Raw genomic sequence first — 17,008 nt, forward strand, 5'->3', positions numbered from 1 at the left:
GTGGTGGATCCCCGCCGCCGGCAAGCGTAGTGCCTGCAGATGACCGAATGAAGTGAAGGCGGCCGTTCCGCCGCAACCGGTGCGGCCACCTCCACACCGGCCCGGCGGCGTTGCTGCTAGGCTGCCGGGATCAACGGCAGGGCGTGGGTCCGGCAAGGTGGTAATGGAAGCGGATGATTACGAGGTCGAGATCGGCCAGCGGCTGGAAAGCCTGCTGGGCGGGCGCAAGGTGGACCTCTCCCAGCTGATGACCGACATGCAGGGAGAACTGCGCCAGATCGCCCGTTACCGCCGGCGCCGTGGTGCGGTTGGCGAGACCCTGTCCACCACCGCGTTGATCAACGAGGCCTACCTGAAGTTCGCGGCCTCGCCCGAGCTGTTCCAGCAGATCGATCGCAACCATTTTCTGGCCATCGCCGCGCGCGCGATGCGCAACATCGTCATCAACCATGCCCGCGACCGGGTCGCGCAGAAGCGCGGCAGCGGCGTACGCCACGAGACACTGGGCCAGGTGGAGGTGATGCAGGCCGACCTGGACGAGGCCGAGGAGCTGCTCGAGCTCAACGACGCGCTGGAGCGGCTGGAGAAGCTGCGCCCGCGGCTGGCGCGGGTCGTGCAGCTGCGTTACTTCGCCGGCCTCAGCGAGGAGGAAACCGGCGAGGTGCTGGAGATCGACCGCAGCACCGTGCGCCGCGACTGGCTCAAGGCGCGCGGTTGGCTGTACGAACGCCTGCATCCGGACGCCTGATGGAATCCACGCCCGACGACTGGCTGCGCCGCGAGGCGCTGCTGGACCAACTGCTCGACCTGCCCGAACCCGAGCGCGCGGTGTTCATCGCCCGGGTGGCGGACGACAACACCGAGGATGCCGCCGCCCTGCGCGGCTGGCTGGCCGGCATCGAGCGCTCGGTGGGCTACCTGGTGCCGCGCGCGGCGGCCGACCCGATCGGCCATAGCGGCGAGATCGTCGGCAACTGGCGTGCGCTGCGCATGATCGGCCGCGGCGGCATGGGCGAGGTGTGGCTGGGCGAGCGTGCCGACGGCCTGTTCGTGAAGCAGGTGGCGATCAAGTTCATCCGTGACGACCGCCCGGCGCTGGCCCGCAACATCGAATCCGAACGGCGCGTGCTGGCCGGCCTGCAGCACCCGGGCATCGTGCGCCTGCTGGACGCCGGCAGCATGGCCGACGGCCATCCGTTCCTGGTCACCGACCATATCGAAGGCAGCACGCTGGACGTGTGGCTGGCCCGCGTGCAGCCGGACCTGCAGGCGCGCCTGGCGCTGTTCCGGCAGGTCGCCGTGGCCGTGGCGTATGCGCACGAGCAGCTGGTGATCCACCGGGACATCAAGCCCGGCAACATCCTGGTCGACGCGCAGGGCCAGGCGCACCTGCTCGACTTCGGCATCGCACGCGTGCTGGCGTCGGACCAGAGCGAAGCCGCCGGTGCGACCCAAGTGGCGCTGACGCCGGAGTTCGCCGCGCCGGAACTGATCATCGACAACAGCGCCAGCGTGCGCTCGGATGTGTATGCGCTGGGCGGGTTGCTGTTCTACCTGCTGTGCGGCCGCGCGCCGCTGGACCTGGATGGCCTGCCGCTGGGCGCGATGGTGGCGCGCATCCGCGACGAGCTGCCGCAGGCACCGGCCGCGCAGGCCGTGCCCGCCGTGGCGCAGGGCGGCGCCAGGCCGCTGCTGCAGGACCTGGATGCCATCGCGTTGAAGGCCTTGGCCAAGTCGCCGGCGCAGCGTTATGGCTCGGTGGACGCGTTGCTGGCCGACATCGATGCCGCCATCGCGCGGCGTCCGGTATCGGCACGCGCGCCGGACCGCTGGGATCGCCTGCGCCGCTACCTGCATCGCCATCGCATCGGGGTCAGCGTGGTCACGGTGCTGTTGCTGACCCTGCTGGCGGGCATGGGCGGCACCCTGTGGCAGGCCCATGAGGCACGCCTGCAGCAGCAGCGCGCCGAGAGCGAAGCACTGCGTGCCACCGAGCAGGCGCGCACTGCCGATGCGGTACGCGACTTCCTGATCAACGTGTTCGAGTCGGCCAACCCGGAGCTGACCGGCGGCAAGACGCCCACCGCGCTGGAACTGGTGGATGCCGGCGTGCGCCAGGCCGAGACCACCCTGGCCGGACAGCCGGAGATGCAGGCGCGCCTGTTCGATGCGCTGTCGCGCACCTACATCGGGCTGGGCGAGTACGCCAAGGCCGAGGCACTGTCCCGGCGCGGTCATGACGCGGCGGTGGCTGCGCTGGGCGAGGATTCGATGCTGGCGACGGAACTGGCCATCACCCATGCGCGCGTGGCCGGGCAGGGCGATGCGCCGGACCCCACGGCGATGCGGATGCTGGAGCGGATCCTGGCCCGGCCCCCGGGTACCAGCACCGCCGCGCGCCTGCAGCGTGGCGTGGCGGCCTACCAGTTGGCCACGCTGTACCGGCGCGCCGGCCAGCTTGATCCGGCCGAACGCTGGTTCAGGCAATCGGTGACGCAGCTGCAGGCGCTGGGCGCGCAGGGCGAAGGCCGGCTCGCCGAGGCCTTCCACCAGTACGCAGGCCTGGACGAATCGCGTGGCAAGCGTGCCGAAGCCATTGCCCACCTGCGCCAGGCCATCGCGCTGGCGCAGCGGCAGGTGCCGCAGTCGGTGGCCGAACTCAACCAGATGCGCGAGGACCTGGCCAACCTGCTCAGCGCCACCGGTGGCAGCGAAGAAGCGGTGAGCCTGCTGCGCCAGGTGGTGGAGGCCAACGGCGGGTTGTACGGGCCGAACCACCCGCGCAGCCTGGTCAGCGCGGCATGGCTGGGCCGTGCGCTGGTCAAGCAGTCCGATTACGCGCAGGCCGATGCCATCCTCGAACCGACGCTGGCCGCCACCCGCGCACAGTTCGGCGAGGAATCCGAGCCGACCGCCGCCGCGGCGATCGCACTGGCCGCATCCAAGCTGGGGCAGGGGGACGTGGATGCAGCCATCGCATTGAGCGACATCGCCCATCGCTACGCGGTGGCCAACGGTGGGCCGGACAGCTTCCGCGCCATCATCACCACCCAGAACGGCGCGCGCATGCACCTGTACAAGGGCGACTACGTCACCGCCGAGCGCATCGCCCGCCAGGTGCTGGCGGCGCTGGAGCGCATCGGCTCGGACAGCACCAACGACGCGCTGGAGCTGATCGGCAACAGCCGCAGTTTCATGGGTGATGTCCAGGGTGCGCAGGCGCTGCACCAGCAGGCCCTGCAGGTGCTGGCCCGCAACGGCGACGACAGCGGCGTCGACGTGCAGCTGTTGAAGCTGGAACTGGCCGGTGATGCCCGTGACCTGGGCCGGATGGATGCCGCGCGCGCGCTTGCCGGGGAGGCATTGGCCGGGCTTACCGCGCTGGGCCAGACGCCGAAGGACGAACTATTCGTGTCCACGCGCTTCATGCTGGCCGAACTGGAGGTGCTGGAAGGGCGTTGCAGCCGCCCCGATGACCTGCTGGAGCAGGTGCGGCGCAACGAGGGCAGGCAGGGCCAATCGCCGTTGCTGGAGTGGCAGGCCGCCTACGAACGGCTGATCCTGCAGATGTGTCATCGCTTGCAGGGCGCCGAGCGGGAGGCCGTGGATGCACGGATCGCCACCGATGCCCGGTTCCTGCTGGCTTCGCCGATCACGCCGCCGCAGGTCAAGCGGGTCGCTGCCCAGGCCTTGCGTCTTCAATCCCCCTCCCCGCGCGGGGGAGAGGGAAAGTCACCGACGATCTGACCTCCCTGTCGTCCGGCTCCTGTGTACCGCACCGCGTCCTTGCGGTGGCGTCTTACTCTTCTTCGCTGGGGGCCTGCATCTGCAGGGTGATGCGGTGCTTCTTGGCGTAGGCCTCCTGCATCACGTCCAGTTCGTCGGTGAGCGTGTCGAACTTGCCGGCGGCGCTGTCGACCGCGTCCAGCAGCGGCTGAGCCTGTTCGTTGCTGAAGTCGTCCGGCAGTGCGGTCAGCTTGAGCATGGCGTCGAACCATTCCACCGCCGAGTCCAGCGAAGCCATGGTCTTGGCGTGCAGTTCCTGTGCATCTTCCGGCACCGGCTGCTGCTGCATCGACTCGCGCAGGGTCACCGTCTCGGCGCGCGCGGTGTCCAGCACCGGCTTCATCTCGACCAGGCCCTTGCGCTCTTCCAGCTTGGCGTTCAGCTGCTCGGCCTTGCTGCCGTCGCTCCACTGGTTGAACTTGGCGATCAGGCTGTTCCAGACGCTCAGGTTGCGCTCCATGTAGTCGGAGGCGGAGGGGCCCATCAGCTGGCTGCAACCGGCCAGCAGGGCAAGCAACAGCAACGGGGTCAGGAATTTGATTTTCTTCATCGTGGATCTCCTTGTTGTAATGGTGTCAATCGGCCTGCATCCGGCGCAATTCATGGCGGGCCTGGGCCGCGGCGAAAAAATCACCAATGCGTTTGGCGAGTTTTTCGCAGTTCATGCCGCGGGCACCGGCGTGCAGGGTCAATCGGGTTTCGTACAGTCCGCTCTTGCGGTCGCGCGTGCTGCCGCCGAACAGTACCAGCAAGCCGAGCTTGGGTGGAGTGAAACCTTCGCTGTGCAGCAGCGTCACCGAGGTGTGCGTGCTGAAGCCGTTGTACGAATGCTCGACCACGCCGTAGTCGACGATGGTGTCCCAGGGCAGCAACTGCTGCTTCACCCGGATGCCCTCCTCAGTGAGCGTGAAACGCGCCGCGCGCGGGGCAAGCAGGGCCCACAGGCTGGCCAGCACCAGCACCACGCCGACCGCGATGGCGATCATGGCGCTGGTGCCCGACATTGCGCTGGAGGTGGACGCGCCATAGGCCACGATGCCACCGGTGAAGCCGAACAACAGCGGCAGCATGATCGCGTGCGGCTTGATCTCGGTTCGGCCCCGCCCTGCGGCCTCGATCCTGCGCAGCTCGGTGAGGGTGCTCTCGCGTTCGCGTTGGGAGATGTCGCCGTATTCCTTTTCCAGCGACGAAGCGATGTCGATCATGGTGTCTCCATTGGCGTGGGGGTGCTGGCCTCCAGGCCCAGTTCCGCGAGCAGGCTGCTCTGGCGGCGGTCGCGGGTGCGGACCAGCAGTTCGGGGGTGATCGCAACGCCCAGTGCATCCAGGCGTTGCTTGAGCGTGGGATGGGTGTCCAGCGGATGCGACTGCTGGTCGTCCAGGTGGTTGCGTGGGTCGCCCAGGCCGTGTTCGGCCACCTGTCGCCGTACCCGGGACAGCACGCCTTCACGCAGGTGCGGGGGGGCCTGCTGGTTGTGTGCCAGCGCCTCGTCGACGAACTCCTGCAGCACCGCGCTGCGCAGCAGGGCCAGCGCCGCCGGCGCGGTGCCGGCGATGCGGCTGCTGAACGCATCGGCCGCCAGTTCACGCTCGCGGCTCCAGTGATGCACCGCTTCGTCGAAGCTGTGCAGGAACCACTTGCCGTACAGGTTGGCCGGCGCGGTGATCCACGCGCGCCAACCGTCATCGTCGGCGGCGTGCTCGTTGGTCACGGCCAGGATGCTGTTGAGCAAGGAACGGTAGATCGGGCTGAACTGCAGGCCGTAGCGGGTGTCCTCGCCGGTAAAGTGGCCCAGCTCGTGCGCCACCACGGCCGAGACCTCGGGGCGTTCCATGAAGCTCATGTACGGCAGCGGCAGGTACAGCACGCGGCCCTCGGGCACGCGCTGGCCATTGGCCAGCTGCACCGCGTGCTCGGTGACGAAGAAGCCTTCGTTCAGGCCCACCACCACCGTGTCCGGCACGCGTGCCTCGGTACGCCGGGCGATGTCCTGCACGAACGACCACAGCTGTGGCGCCTGTGCCGGCGACAGCGTCTGGCCGATGATCTGGATTGGCTCGGCGTCCTGGCGGCGCAGGGTCACGCGCAGCGTGTCCCAGATGATCCGCGCGCCATACCAGAGCAGGGCCAGCACGATCAGGCCGGCGAACATCACCATCTTCATCGCGTTGCCGGAGACGTAGTGCTGGTCGATGGCGCGGCCGATCTCGAACAGCAGCACGCCGATCAGGCCGCCGAACACCAACAGGGTCTGCGCCACCATGAACGCCGGCAGCCAGCGCCTGCCGCGGTTGAACGCCTCCACCAGCGCATCGCGCGAGAGCAGGGCATGCGAGGCGGCGCGGCGCATGCCGAGCAGGGCCAGGCAGAACGTGGCGATGGCGGTCATGCCCAGCAGCAGCGTGACCAGCGCCAGCGGTCCCAGGTACGGCCCGGCGTCGTGGCCGCTGGCCACGTCCAGCCGCCAGTGCGCGGCGCGGTACCACTGCCAGGCCGCGACCAGCACGATCGCCAACGGCACGCCGAGCCCGACCCAGAAGGCGGTCGGGCGGGTCGAGGGCGTACGCAGCGTGCTCATGCCGCGCTTCCCCGTTTGGCCTGCAGCGTGCGCCAGGCGTCACGCAGCGCGAAGGCATAGACCATGTTCAGCAGGTAGCGGCAGCTGAGGGTGAGGACGAAGCCGAGCAGCAGGCCGGGCGGGCAGCCTCCGTCATCGGACGCGGCGATGTGCAGCCGCAGCTCGTGCATGGACATCACCATGCCGACGCAGACCGCCACCAGCGCCAGGCAGGCCAGCCAGAAGCCGGCGGCACGGTGCCGCATCAACAGCAGGTTGCCGCTGATGCCGAATACCGCGATGGCCGACTGCACGACGGTCTGGCCAATGGCCAGCGCCGGCGGATAGTCGCCGACGTCGCCGCGGCTGAGGTGGTAGGTGGCCACCAGCGCCAGAATGCCGGTCAGCGTGCACAGGGTCAGGTCCACGCCCAGCCAGATCTGGACGAAGCGCGGGTAGGCGGGCGTGGCCACCGCGGCGGCGGGTCCGGCCGGGACGGTGGAGGCCAGGGAAGGGGTCATCGGCGGGTTCTCGCAGGCCGGCTCAGAACGGCCGGACCGGCAGCCAGCCCTTGTCGCCCAGCACCTTGAAGGAATAGAAGTCGCGCGGGGCCATGATCCCGAAGGCCACGCCGCCCAGGTAGCGGGCGCCACCGGCCAGGGTTTCGCCGCCGATCAGGTACAGCACCGTCACCAACACGGTCAGGCCCACGAAGGTCATCAGTGCCAGCACCAGGCCCTTCTTCCACATGCCCTTGACCAGGTAGTAGAAGAAGCCGAACACGAAGGCCAGCAGGAAGGCCGACATCGGCGGGGCCATCTCCTTGGCCGCGGCCAGGCGCTCCGGTCCTTTGGGGATGGCCTTGAACAGCTGGCCTTCCAGCCCGCCGTACTTCTGCAGGCCCTTGAAGTACTGCTTCCAGCGGTCGGACACGTCCAGCGTGTCGATCTGGGTGCCGGTGGGCGTGCTGACCGGGGTGGCGGTCGCGGCGTAGGGATTCTGTTCCATGGGGCTCTCCGGTTCGGGGGTCTCGGGTGGCCGCCGTGTGCGGCCGTACCAGGACAATCACCAAAGCGGGCGCGATTGCGTCATTTATTTGGGCACTCAATTGCCGGCCGGCCCTTGAAAGCCTCCGGGCGGGCCCCATCTCCCGAGCAAGCCCGTTGGACGGGCGTTTTTGCGCGTGGCACCGGCACCCTCTGGTCGGGGGTGGTGGTGTCGCCGGATCTTCAGGCCAATCAAATACTTAAGAGGTTCTTCATGAGCATCAAGCCGCTTCACGACCGCGTTGTGGTCAAGCCGATCGAAGCCGACGAAATCTCCGCCGGCGGCATCCTGATCCCGGATTCGGCCAAGGAAAAGTCCACCAAGGGCGAAGTCGTGGCCGTCGGCCCGGGCAAGCCGCTGGACAATGGCTCGGTGCGCGCCCCGTCGCTGAAGGTCGGTGACAAGGTCATCTACGGCCAGTACGCCGGTTCGACCTACAAGGCCGAAGGCGTCGAGTACAAGGTGCTGCGCGAAGACGACGTGCTCGCCGTCATCGGCTGAGCCGCGCTCCCCCTGCTTTCGAAACAGACCCCTTTCCCGATAAAAGCGGCCGAGCATGGCTCGGCTCTACTCAGAGGTAATCGCAATGGCTGCCAAGGATATTCGTTTCGGTGAAGACGCCCGTTCGCGCATGGTGCGCGGCGTCAACGTTCTCGCCAATGCCGTCAAGGCCACCCTCGGCCCGAAGGGCCGCAACGTCGTGCTCGAGAAGAGCTTCGGCGCCCCGACCATCACCAAGGACGGCGTGTCCGTGGCCAAGGAAATCGAACTGGCTGACAAGTTCGAGAACATGGGCGCGCAGATGGTGAAGGAAGTCGCCTCGCGCACCAACGACGACGCCGGCGACGGCACCACCACCGCCACCGTGCTGGCCCAGGCCCTGATCCGCGAAGGCGCCAAGGCCGTTGCCGCCGGCATGAACCCGATGGACCTCAAGCGCGGTATCGACAAGGCCGTGGTTGCTGCCGTCGCCGAGCTGAAGAACATCTCCAAGCCCACCGCTGACGACAAGGCCATCGCCCAGGTCGGCACCATCTCGGCCAACTCGGACGAGTCGATCGGCAACATCATCGCCGAAGCGATGAAGAAGGTCGGCAAGGAAGGCGTGATCACCGTCGAGGAAGGCTCGGGCCTGGAGAACGAGCTGGACGTCGTGGAAGGCATGCAGTTCGACCGCGGCTACCTGTCCCCGTACTTCATCAACAACCAGCAGGCCCAGACCGCCGACCTGGACGACCCGTTCATCCTGCTGCACGACAAGAAGATCTCCAACGTGCGTGACCTGCTGCCGGTGCTGGAAGGCGTCGCCAAGGCAGGCAAGCCGCTGCTGATCATCGCCGAGGACATCGAAGGCGAGGCGCTGGCCACCCTGGTGGTCAACACCATCCGTGGCATCGTCAAGGTCGTGGCCGTCAAGGCACCGGGCTTCGGCGACCGTCGCAAGGCGATGCTGGAAGACATGGCCGTGCTGACCGGCGGCACCGTGATCTCCGAGGAAGTGGGCCTGTCGCTGGAAAAGGCCACCATCAAGGACCTGGGCCGCGCCAAGAAGGTGCAGGTCTCCAAGGAGAACACCACCATCATCGACGGCGCCGGCGATACCGCTGCCATCGAGTCGCGCGTCAAGCAGATCAAGACCCAGATCGAGGACACCTCCTCGGACTACGACCGCGAGAAGCTGCAGGAACGCGTGGCCAAGCTGGCCGGCGGCGTTGCCGTGATCAAGGTCGGCGCTTCGACCGAAATCGAAATGAAGGAAAAGAAGGACCGCGTCGACGACGCCCTGCACGCTACCCGTGCAGCCGTTGAGGAAGGCGTGGTCCCGGGCGGCGGCGTCGCGCTGGTGCGCGCTGTCACCGCGCTGGCGGGCCTGAAGGGCAACAACGAAGACCAGAACCATGGCATCCAGATCGCCCTGCGCGCGATGGAAGCCCCGCTGCGCGAAATCGTTGCCAACGCCGGCGAAGAGCCGTCGGTCATCGTCAACAAGGTCAAGGAAGGCACCGGCAGCTTCGGTTACAACGCTGCTTCGGGCGAGTTCGGCGACATGCTGGAATTCGGCATCCTGGACCCGACCAAGGTGACCCGTTCGGCCCTGCAGAACGCCGCTTCGATCGCTGGCCTGATGATCACCACCGAAGCGATGGTGGCCGAGGCACCGAAGAAGGACGAGCCGGCCATGGGCGCCGGTGGCATGGGCGGCATGGGTGGCATGGGCGGCATGGACTTCTAAGTCCGCCGCAGCCTCACCGCTGCTGGTAACACACAGAACCCCGCCGCAAGGCGGGGTTCTGCTTTTCTGCAGGTAGCGTGGCGGCCTGCGCCGCGGCAGCCTCCCGGCGCAGGGCGGACGGGCTGGGCGCAGCGCACCCGGATGCCGGGGGAGCCCGCCGGCGGTGGGCAGGGCGGGCCTGGGGACATGCGCCGCTACCTGCTGTGTGCACCGCCATGGGCAGCACCCGGATGCGCTGCGCTCAGCCCGTGCCGTCCGGCCTCATGTCCCGCTCCAGTGCGGCGGTCGTCGCTCCAGGAAGGCGCGCGGACCCTCCAGGTAGTCGCGGCTGCCGGCGACCGCGCGGATCGCGCTGGCGCTCATCTCGCGCAGCACGCGGTCGTCATGGTCGAACGCGGCACGGGCCACCGCCAGGCTTTCGCAGACGGCCAGTGGCGCGTTGGCGCTGATGCGCTCGGCCAGCGTGATGGCCGTGGCCAGCAGCTCCGGCCCGGGCACCACCTGGTTGACCAGGCCGATCGCCTGCGCACGTGCGGCCGGCAGTTGCTCGCCGGTGAGGATCAGCTCGATGGCCAATGCACGCGGTATCGCGCGGGTCAGGCGGTACAGGCCGCCGGCGGCGGCGACCAGCCCGCGCCGGACTTCAGGCAGGCCGAAGGCGGCATGCCCGGCGGCGACGATCAGGTCGCAGGCCAGCGCGATCTCGGTGCCGCCCGCCAGCGCCAGGCCATTGACCGCGGCGATCCAGGGCTTGCGTCGGGGCTGGTGCACGAAACCGGCGAAGCCGCCGCGCGTCGTGCTCAGCGCGGCGGCCTCGCCATTGGCGATGGCCTTCAGGTCGGCGCCGGCACAGAACGCCTGATCGCCGGCACCGGTAAGGATCACGCAGCGCACGTCGTGGTCGGCATCGGTCAGCTGCACCGCCTGCTCCAGGTTGAGCGCGGTGATGGCGTCGATGGCATTGCGCACCTGTGGCCGCTGCAGCGTGACCAGGGCGACGTGCGCGCCGACGAGTCGCACGCTGACCGTGCGACCCAGCTGGATGACGGCTTCATTGTTCATCGGGGCAGGCTCCATCGGGAATGGCCGCGCGAAGTCGGCTGCAGGAGGCCGCACCTGCCGATCGGCGCGACCTCGCTGCGGGTCAGCACCGCCAGCGTCCAGGCATCGTCGGCGGCCACTTCGGCCAGCGTGCGGGTGCCGCTGGGCGTACGCAGGATGGCCACGCCGTGCGCGACGGAACCATCGCGGCGATGGATGACCGTGAAGGCTTCCAGCTGGCCTTCGCCGGCCGGGCTGATTTCCAGCGGCGGCACTTCGCCGCGCCGGCTGTCCGCGATGGACTGCACGCTGCTGAAGGCCAGGTCCGGATGGCCGGGGTAGGGACGCCGGGCCAGCAGCAGTGCATGGTGCTTGGTGACGAATTCCCCCTGGCCATAGAGCAACCCGGGAAAGAACGAACGCGAAGCGCGCAGGCGCCGCACCATCGCGCAGGTGGCATGGGTCATGTAGTTGCTCATCGGTGCGCCGAAGAAGGTCAACCCGCCGGTGACGGTGGGCTCGAAGCGCGCCGGCAACCCGAGCGCGCGGCGCGCCATCTTGGGGACGCAGGGAAAGCAGCTGTACAGCTCCATCGCTTCGAACACGCCGCCGGCGAGGTGGCGTGCGCTTTCCAGCACCGTGCTCTGGGCGTGGCTTTCCCAGTAGTGGTCGCGTGCCAGGAAGTCGCCGGGCTCGTTGGCATGCACGCCGCCCCAGATGTGCACGAGGCGTTCCTCGGGCAGGCCGGCGCGGCGTGCGAGCGCCAGGCTGGTCACCAGCACGGCCGCCCCCTGGTTGACCTGCGGATTGGCGGTCATGCGCTTGGTGTACGGCCAGGCGATCCAGCGGTTCTGTTCCGATGGCGTGGTGACGTCGGCCGGGCTGTACGGCTCGCGCAGCCACGCGCAGGGATTGCCGGCGGCATGCCGCGCGTAGCGGCTCCACAGCTCGCCGCTCTCGCGCTGCGCCGCGGACGGAGCCTGTCCCCAGTGGGCCGTGCTGGCCGTTTCATAGAATGGATAGACCGTGGTGGGCCGGTCGCAGCCGAGCGCGGCGGCCAGCGGATGCACCAGCGTGTGACCGCGCAGCGGCGCCGGTCCATCCTCGGCCCAGTGCGTCCAAGGCAGCGTGATTCCCTGCGCGGCGGCCTTGCCGACGGTGGACTGGGATTCGGCGCCACAGATCAGCGCGACCCGGCTCTGGCCATCGATGATGCGTTCGGCAGCCTCCTGGATCAGCCGCAACGGGCTCTCGCCGCCCACCGCGCCATACGCGCGATGCGACGGGTCAATGCCCAGGCATTCGGCCAACAGGCCCGGCGCATCGCGGTAGCGCCAACTGGACAGGTTGACCACGTCCAGTGAATCGACCTGCTGCAGCAGCGGTGCACGTGCATCGTTCTCGGCCACGCGCGCGGCACGCAGCATCAGGTCGACCGGCTCCAGTCCGTCGCGTGGGTCGGCCGGGCGGTCCAGCCATTCGCCGATGCCGACGATCACCGGTTGGGTGGCAGGGCTGCTCACTGGGCCGGCTCCACTGGGGTATTCCAGACCACCAGGCCGTCCAGTGCCTCGATCCGCCCGCCGCTGGCCAGCAGCGGATTGACCTCCAGTGAGGCCAAGTCCGGCCCCAGGGCGAGGGCGGCATCCCCGATGCGCGCGATCACTTCGGCCAGCCAACGACGGTCCACGACCGGCCCGCCGCGATACCCATCCAGCAGCGCCGAGCAGCGCAGCTCGTCCAGCATTGCCAGCACATCCTCGGCGCTGACCGGCAACAGGCGCAGGCTGCTGTCCTTGAACAGTTCGACCCAGACCCCGCCCAGGCCGACCGCCAGTGTTGGCCCCCACTGTGGGTCGCGCACCACGCCCACCAGCAGCTCGATGCCGTGGCGGCGCATCGGCGAAACGAGCACGCCATCGATGCGTGCATCGGGCCGCGCGGACGCAACCGCATGGCGCAGCTGCTGGTATGCATCGGCGGCTTCTTCGACGGCCACGTCCAGGCACACGCCGCCGACGTCGCTCTTGTGGGCGATGTCGGGCGAAGCGATCTTCAGCACCACCGGGCCGTTGAAGCTGGCGGCATGGCCCTGCGCCTGCACCGGGTCGGTCGCCATCCGCGCCGGCACCACCGGCACGCCCTGGGTCACCAGGAAATCCAGCGTCTCCCGCTCCGACCGCGGGCGTTGCACGTCTTCGCCGGCCGGCAACGCGGTGCGGGATGGCTGCGGGGAAAGAGGATGTTGTCGTGCCCACCACTGGGCCTGGGCGATGGCGGCCACGCCGCGGTCCAGGCCCACGCCCAGATAGACCAGGCCATGGTGCTCGGCCAGCATCCGGCTGAAATCCGGCACCGGTCGCGGTGCGATGCTGAGCAGCACGCCGGGCGTGCTGGCGGCGGAGAACGCCTGCCCGACCTGCTGGATCACCTGCTGGCTGTAGCCATGGCGGGGCTCGGTGGGCAGGTCGTACAGGCAGGCGATCAGCCCGATGTCGGGGTCCTGGTCGAGCACCTCGATGCTGCGCGCGAACAGCGCCGGGTCGAGGATGGCCGCGCCGGTGAGATCCAGCGGGTTGTGCGGTGTGCCGAAGGACGGCATCACGTCGCCCAGCGCATCACGGCTGCGCACGGACAGCTCGGGCAGTGCCAGGCCGCTGGCTTCGGCGCGGTCGGCGGCGATCTCGCAGATACCGCCGGAAATGGCGATGGCGGCGACGTTGCCGCCACCGCGCGAACGCAGGCGCGACAGCAATGCGGCGGTGGCCACCAGGTCGTCGATCGAATGTACGCGGATGATGCCCAGCTGCCGGCAGGCGGCGTCGAACACCCGGTCATCGCCGACCAGCGAGCCGGTGTGCGCCTGCGCGGCTTTTGCCGTGACCGCGCTGGTGCCGATCTTCAACGCCACCACCGGCTTGCCGGCGGCCAACGCGCGCCGCGCGGCGGCTGCCAGCGTCGCGGTGTCGCGCGTGGTTTCCAGGAACAGGCAGATGACCCGGGTGGCTTCGTCATCGACCAGGTAGTCGACCAGGCGTGCCACGCTGAGGTCGGCTTCATTGCCGGTGGAGACGATGTAGCTCAGGCCCACGCCCTGGCGGCCGGCATGGTCAGCGATGTAGCTGGCGGTGGCACCGCTTTGCGAGATCAGCGCGACATTGCCGGTCAGGCGGGTAGGCAGGCCGATCGTCCACAGCGCGATGCGGTCGATGTAGTTGATCAGCCCCAGGCAGTTCGGCCCGAGCAGGTTGACCTGATGCTGCCGTGCCAGGCCCGCCAGCGCGGCCTGGCGTCGTGCGCCATCCTCGCCGGTCTCGGCGAAACCGGAGGTCAGGATCACCGCATTGGCGATGCCCGCCTCGTGCAGGTCGCCGAAGGTATCCTCGATGGCGTGCGCCGGCACCATCAGCAGTGCCGCGTCCACCGGTTCGCCGATCGCCCGGCAGGAGGCGGCGGCACGCAGTCCGTGGATATGGCCGCCGCGCGGGTTGACCACGTGTACTTGGCCTGCGTAGCCGAGTTCGCCGAGGTTGGCGAATGCCCCGTTGGACCAGCGGGAGCGTTCGGTGGCGCCGACCAGCGCGATGGCGCGGGGGCGCAGCAGCCCATCGAGCGAGGCAGGCGCATCGGCGTGTGCATTCAATCGTGCATTCATGGGGGAGTTCTCGTGCAATCGGGCGCCGCCGGCACGCGACGGTTGTTGCCCGCGCGGGAACGGACGCGCGTGCCACGTGCGGTAGCGGATGAGGTCAGGACACCTGAGGGGGCGCACGCCATGCGCCGGCTTGAAGCTGTTCACGCGCCTGGGCGGCATGCGTCCGGCCCGTTGTTCGGACGTGTCCGTGCAGGACGTGAACAGGTTCAAGAAGACGCGGCATGCAATGCACTATCGGAAACGGCGGGGGACGCGTCCAATACGAAAAGCATGGCCATCCAGACGTGTTTGCTCTTGCCCGCGGCGCTCAGCCGGCATCGGCGATGCCCTCGAACGCCAATGCCATGCGCCAGCACAGTTCCGTGGCCGGATGGGGAGTGCCGCGGCGGCGCGCCAGCCGCAGCAGCACCGGGCGCTGGTCGATCAACGGCCGTGCGCAGAGCTGCTCCTGCAACTGCGCGGGGGGGCGGCGGATGAAGTTCAGGCCCAGCGCCCGGTTGGCCAGGATGTGCTCCAGCCACAGGTCGCTCATCATTTCGTGGTCCACGCGCAACACCGCGCCGGCGCGTTTGGGACCGTTGAACAACTGGTCGTACAGCGGTGGGTTCAGGGCACGCTCGAAGACCAGCACCGTCCTGTCGTGCAGGTCGCGGTCGCTGACCACGTCGAGCTGTGCCAGTGGGTCGTCCCGGCGGCACAGCAGTTCGCAGCTGGACTGGGCCACGACCCGGTACTCCAGTGCCGGATCGATCACCTCGCCAACGACGAATGCCATGTCCAGCTTCTCGTCGGCCACCTTCTCGACCAGCTCCGGGCTCCAGCCGACCACGGTCTCGATGCGCAGCCGTGGATGGATCTGCGCGAAACGTTCCAGCAGCACCACGCGTTCGGCGAACAGGTGCGAATACGGTGGCAGCCCGATCCGCAGCAGCGGCCACTCCTGCTGCCGGCGCAGCAGCAGCGCGCCGGCGTTGAACGCATCCAGTGCCTGCATCACCGCCCGTGCCGGCGCGAGCAGCGCGGCCCCCTGTTCGCTCAGTGCGACGCGCCGGCTGTCGCGGATGAACAGCTCGAAGCCCAACTGCCGTTCGAGCTTGCGGATCTGCGCGGACAGCCATGGCTGGGCAACGTGCAGGGCGTCGGCCGCGCGGGTGAAGGACAGCGCGTCGGCCACGGCGACGAACATCTGGAGCAACCGGGATTCGGTACGCATGCGCGTGGCGGAGTGGCGATGGGGCAGTCCAGTATGGGGAGTCGCCCGGCAGCTGTAATGCGCGGCATCGCCAACCTCGCGTGGCCCGCATTCCTGCGTGGTTTCCACCGTTCTGTTTCGGGACAACGGGGTTACAGTCGCCATTGTTCCGTCAGGAAACAACGCCACACAAACGGCCTTGCCACGGCGTACTGCGGCAACAGCCGGACGCCAACGACCGTGGTCCGCTCCAACGATGAACGCACGGCATCGCCTGGATCAGGTTGCTACGCGCGAACGCACGTCCAGGCAGGAATCAGGCCGGCATCGACCGCCAGAGCCATGCCCCCAGCGCCGTCAGCGATGCGATCCAGACGACCAGGATGATGGCGGCCATGGCGCGGCTGACCGGCCGTGTCGCCGCGGCCGCAGCCCGCTGCCGGGCGTCATCGAGTACTTCTGCCGGCACCCGGCGCAGCACCAGCAGCAGACCGAGCGGCACGATCACCAGGTCGTCGAGATAGCCCAGGAGCGGGATGACGTCCGGGATGAGATCGATGGGGCTCAGCGCGTACGCCGCGATCCCGAGGGCGAGCAGGCGCAGCGGCCATGGCGTGCGCGGGTCGCGCGCCACGAAGTAGACGACCAGCGTCTGTCGCTTCAGCTCCTTGGCCCATTGGCGCAGACCTACCATGTGTGTTCGATGCCGTCGTCAGCGACGGGCCCACTGCACGATCTGGCTGGCCGACATCGCGCCGGGCTGGCGCGCGATCTCGCGTCCGCCCTGCAGCAGCACCATGGTCGGGATGCTGCGGATGGCAAAGCGCGCGGCCAGCGCCGGCTGCGCCTCGGTGTCGACCTTGGCCAGCCGCATGTGTGGTTCCAGCTGCGCGGCAGCCTTGGCGAACTCCGGTGCCATCTGCCGGCAGGGGCCACACCATGCCGCCCAGAAGTCGATCAGCAGCGGAATCTGCGAGCGCTGCGCATGTGCCTGGAAGGCTGCCTCATCTAGGGCGATCGGCACGGCGGTGAACAGGGCCTGGTGGCAGCGGCCGCACGCAGGCGACTGCGCCAGCCGCGTGCCCGGCACGCGGTTGATGGCATTGCAGTGCGGGCAGGCGATCTGCAGCAGGTCGGGGCTCGGGGTGCTCATCGGCATGTGGGACAGGAGTGGACTGCGCTGCAGTATGTGGCCGCCGGGGTGAAGCGCGGGCGACCGGGGGCGGCCCACGACGGCGCTGGATGAACGAAACCACCGCCGCGTCCGTTGCGGCTGTAACTGTCGCATTGCACAAAAAAGCGTGTTATCAATGCATCCCATGAACGCAGCCCGCGCCAGCTTTTACTTTTGGTATTACTTTCCGAAGCCGCTGGCGGAGGAAGGACTGCGCTCACCCTGAAGAAACCTTCAGACGCATTCCCGAAAAGCCGCCAGCGAACCTGGCGGCTTTTTTCATGCCGCCAACGCTGGGGCCACACCCTTCACGATCTGGATTG

At 68.6% G+C, this 17,008-nt stretch carries 15 protein-coding genes; 4 read left to right on the forward strand and 11 right to left on the reverse strand.

The window, feature by feature from the left end:
• Window positions 1–163: 163 nt before the first annotated feature.
• On the forward strand, window positions 164–748 hold the full coding sequence (locus ATCM_RS05970) for an ECF-type sigma factor (RefSeq protein ID WP_132863388.1): 585 nt from the start codon (window positions 164–166) through the stop codon (window positions 746–748).
• Window positions 748–3,747 (forward strand): serine/threonine-protein kinase, encoded by a 3,000-nt coding sequence (locus tag ATCM_RS05975; RefSeq protein ID WP_132863389.1) that lies wholly within the window; start codon window positions 748–750, stop codon window positions 3,745–3,747. Before ATCM_RS05970 ends, ATCM_RS05975 begins: the two co-directional genes overlap by 1 nt.
• Window positions 3,748–3,799: 52 nt before the next feature.
• On the opposite strand, the gene ATCM_RS05980 is transcribed toward ATCM_RS05975, so the two are convergent.
• Genes ATCM_RS05980 through ATCM_RS06000 form a run of 5 tightly spaced genes read right to left on the reverse strand, consistent with a single transcriptional unit; the run spans window position 3,800 to window position 7,351 of the window.
• Window positions 3,800–4,336, reverse strand: coding sequence for a hypothetical protein (locus tag ATCM_RS05980; protein ID WP_132863390.1), 537 nt, complete (start codon window positions 4,334–4,336; stop codon window positions 3,800–3,802).
• A gap of 25 nt (window positions 4,337–4,361) precedes the next feature.
• A complete protein-coding gene (locus ATCM_RS05985; protein ID WP_132863392.1) occupies window positions 4,362–4,991 on the reverse strand; it encodes a hypothetical protein in 630 nt (209 codons plus the stop codon).
• Window positions 4,988–6,364, reverse strand: a complete 1,377-nt coding sequence (locus ATCM_RS05990; RefSeq protein WP_132863393.1) for a M48 family metallopeptidase — start codon at window positions 6,362–6,364, stop codon at window positions 4,988–4,990. Before ATCM_RS05990 ends, ATCM_RS05985 begins: the two co-directional genes overlap by 4 nt.
• Complete coding sequence (locus ATCM_RS05995; RefSeq protein ID WP_132863395.1) at window positions 6,361–6,864, reverse strand: hypothetical protein; 504 nt, start codon at window positions 6,862–6,864, stop codon at window positions 6,361–6,363. The genes ATCM_RS05990 and ATCM_RS05995 overlap by 4 nt, the downstream gene beginning before the upstream one ends.
• A gap of 22 nt (window positions 6,865–6,886) precedes the next feature.
• Entirely contained in the window at window positions 6,887–7,351 is a 465-nt protein-coding gene (locus tag ATCM_RS06000; protein ID WP_132863396.1) for a DUF2628 domain-containing protein, read from the reverse strand.
• Window positions 7,352–7,603: 252 nt separating this feature from the next.
• Here ATCM_RS06000 and ATCM_RS06005 point away from each other — a divergent pair, with 252 nt between their 5' ends.
• Window positions 7,604–7,891: a co-chaperone GroES gene (locus ATCM_RS06005; protein WP_132863397.1), complete on the forward strand. Its 288-nt coding sequence runs from the start codon at window positions 7,604–7,606 to the stop codon at window positions 7,889–7,891.
• Between the two features lie 85 nt (window positions 7,892–7,976).
• Window positions 7,977–9,623: a chaperonin GroEL gene (groL, locus tag ATCM_RS06010; protein ID WP_132863399.1), complete on the forward strand. Its 1,647-nt coding sequence runs from the start codon at window positions 7,977–7,979 to the stop codon at window positions 9,621–9,623.
• A 261-nt stretch (window positions 9,624–9,884) separates the two neighbouring features.
• Here groL and ATCM_RS06015 read toward each other — a convergent pair whose 3' ends face one another.
• From ATCM_RS06015 to trxC, 6 genes are all read right to left on the reverse strand, one after another.
• The gene (locus ATCM_RS06015; RefSeq protein WP_132863400.1) at window positions 9,885–10,685 is read right to left on the reverse strand and encodes an enoyl-CoA hydratase-related protein; all 801 of its coding nucleotides are present in this window, start codon (window positions 10,683–10,685) and stop codon (window positions 9,885–9,887) included.
• On the reverse strand, window positions 10,682–12,187 hold the full coding sequence (locus ATCM_RS06020; RefSeq protein ID WP_132863401.1) for an acetyl-CoA acetyltransferase: 1,506 nt from the start codon (window positions 12,185–12,187) through the stop codon (window positions 10,682–10,684). Before ATCM_RS06020 ends, ATCM_RS06015 begins: the two co-directional genes overlap by 4 nt.
• Window positions 12,184–14,319 (reverse strand): acetate--CoA ligase family protein, encoded by a 2,136-nt coding sequence (locus ATCM_RS06025; protein WP_132863403.1) that lies wholly within the window; start codon window positions 14,317–14,319, stop codon window positions 12,184–12,186. The genes ATCM_RS06020 and ATCM_RS06025 overlap by 4 nt, the downstream gene beginning before the upstream one ends.
• A gap of 307 nt (window positions 14,320–14,626) precedes the next feature.
• Window positions 14,627–15,532: a LysR family transcriptional regulator gene (locus tag ATCM_RS06030; protein WP_165931130.1), complete on the reverse strand. Its 906-nt coding sequence runs from the start codon at window positions 15,530–15,532 to the stop codon at window positions 14,627–14,629.
• Window positions 15,533–15,827: 295 nt separating this feature from the next.
• On the reverse strand, window positions 15,828–16,205 hold the full coding sequence (locus ATCM_RS06035; RefSeq protein ID WP_132863405.1) for a DUF1232 domain-containing protein: 378 nt from the start codon (window positions 16,203–16,205) through the stop codon (window positions 15,828–15,830).
• A gap of 18 nt (window positions 16,206–16,223) precedes the next feature.
• Window positions 16,224–16,664, reverse strand: coding sequence for a thioredoxin TrxC (trxC, locus tag ATCM_RS06040; RefSeq protein ID WP_132863407.1), 441 nt, complete (start codon window positions 16,662–16,664; stop codon window positions 16,224–16,226).
• Window positions 16,665–17,008: the final 344 nt, after the last annotated feature.

The organism is Stenotrophomonas sp. ATCM1_4 (genome assembly GCF_004348115.1).
In the GTDB taxonomy this organism is placed as follows: domain Bacteria; phylum Pseudomonadota; class Gammaproteobacteria; order Xanthomonadales; family Xanthomonadaceae; genus Stenotrophomonas; species Stenotrophomonas capsici.

Excerpts from the sequence above, each read along its gene's own strand:
- ATCM_RS05970 (WP_132863388.1), top strand. The coding sequence starts at position 164 with ATGGAAGCGGATGATTACGAGGTCGAGATCGGCCAGCGGCTGGAAAGC.
- ATCM_RS05975 (WP_132863389.1), top strand. The coding sequence starts at position 748 with ATGGAATCCACGCCCGACGACTGGCTGCGCCGCGAGGCGCTGCTGGAC.
- ATCM_RS05980 (WP_132863390.1), bottom strand. The coding sequence starts at position 4,336 with ATGAAGAAAATCAAATTCCTGACCCCGTTGCTGTTGCTTGCCCTGCTG.
- ATCM_RS05985 (WP_132863392.1), bottom strand. The coding sequence starts at position 4,991 with ATGATCGACATCGCTTCGTCGCTGGAAAAGGAATACGGCGACATCTCC.
- ATCM_RS05990 (WP_132863393.1), bottom strand. The coding sequence starts at position 6,364 with ATGAGCACGCTGCGTACGCCCTCGACCCGCCCGACCGCCTTCTGGGTC.
- ATCM_RS05995 (WP_132863395.1), bottom strand. The coding sequence starts at position 6,864 with ATGACCCCTTCCCTGGCCTCCACCGTCCCGGCCGGACCCGCCGCCGCG.
- ATCM_RS06000 (WP_132863396.1), bottom strand. The coding sequence starts at position 7,351 with ATGGAACAGAATCCCTACGCCGCGACCGCCACCCCGGTCAGCACGCCC.
- ATCM_RS06005 (WP_132863397.1), top strand. The coding sequence starts at position 7,604 with ATGAGCATCAAGCCGCTTCACGACCGCGTTGTGGTCAAGCCGATCGAA.
- groL (WP_132863399.1), top strand. The coding sequence starts at position 7,977 with ATGGCTGCCAAGGATATTCGTTTCGGTGAAGACGCCCGTTCGCGCATG.
- ATCM_RS06015 (WP_132863400.1), bottom strand. The coding sequence starts at position 10,685 with ATGAACAATGAAGCCGTCATCCAGCTGGGTCGCACGGTCAGCGTGCGA.
- ATCM_RS06025 (WP_132863403.1), bottom strand. The coding sequence starts at position 14,319 with ATGAATGCACGATTGAATGCACACGCCGATGCGCCTGCCTCGCTCGAT.
- ATCM_RS06030 (WP_165931130.1), bottom strand. The coding sequence starts at position 15,532 with ATGCGTACCGAATCCCGGTTGCTCCAGATGTTCGTCGCCGTGGCCGAC.
- ATCM_RS06035 (WP_132863405.1), bottom strand. The coding sequence starts at position 16,205 with ATGGTAGGTCTGCGCCAATGGGCCAAGGAGCTGAAGCGACAGACGCTG.
- trxC (WP_132863407.1), bottom strand. The coding sequence starts at position 16,664 with ATGAGCACCCCGAGCCCCGACCTGCTGCAGATCGCCTGCCCGCACTGC.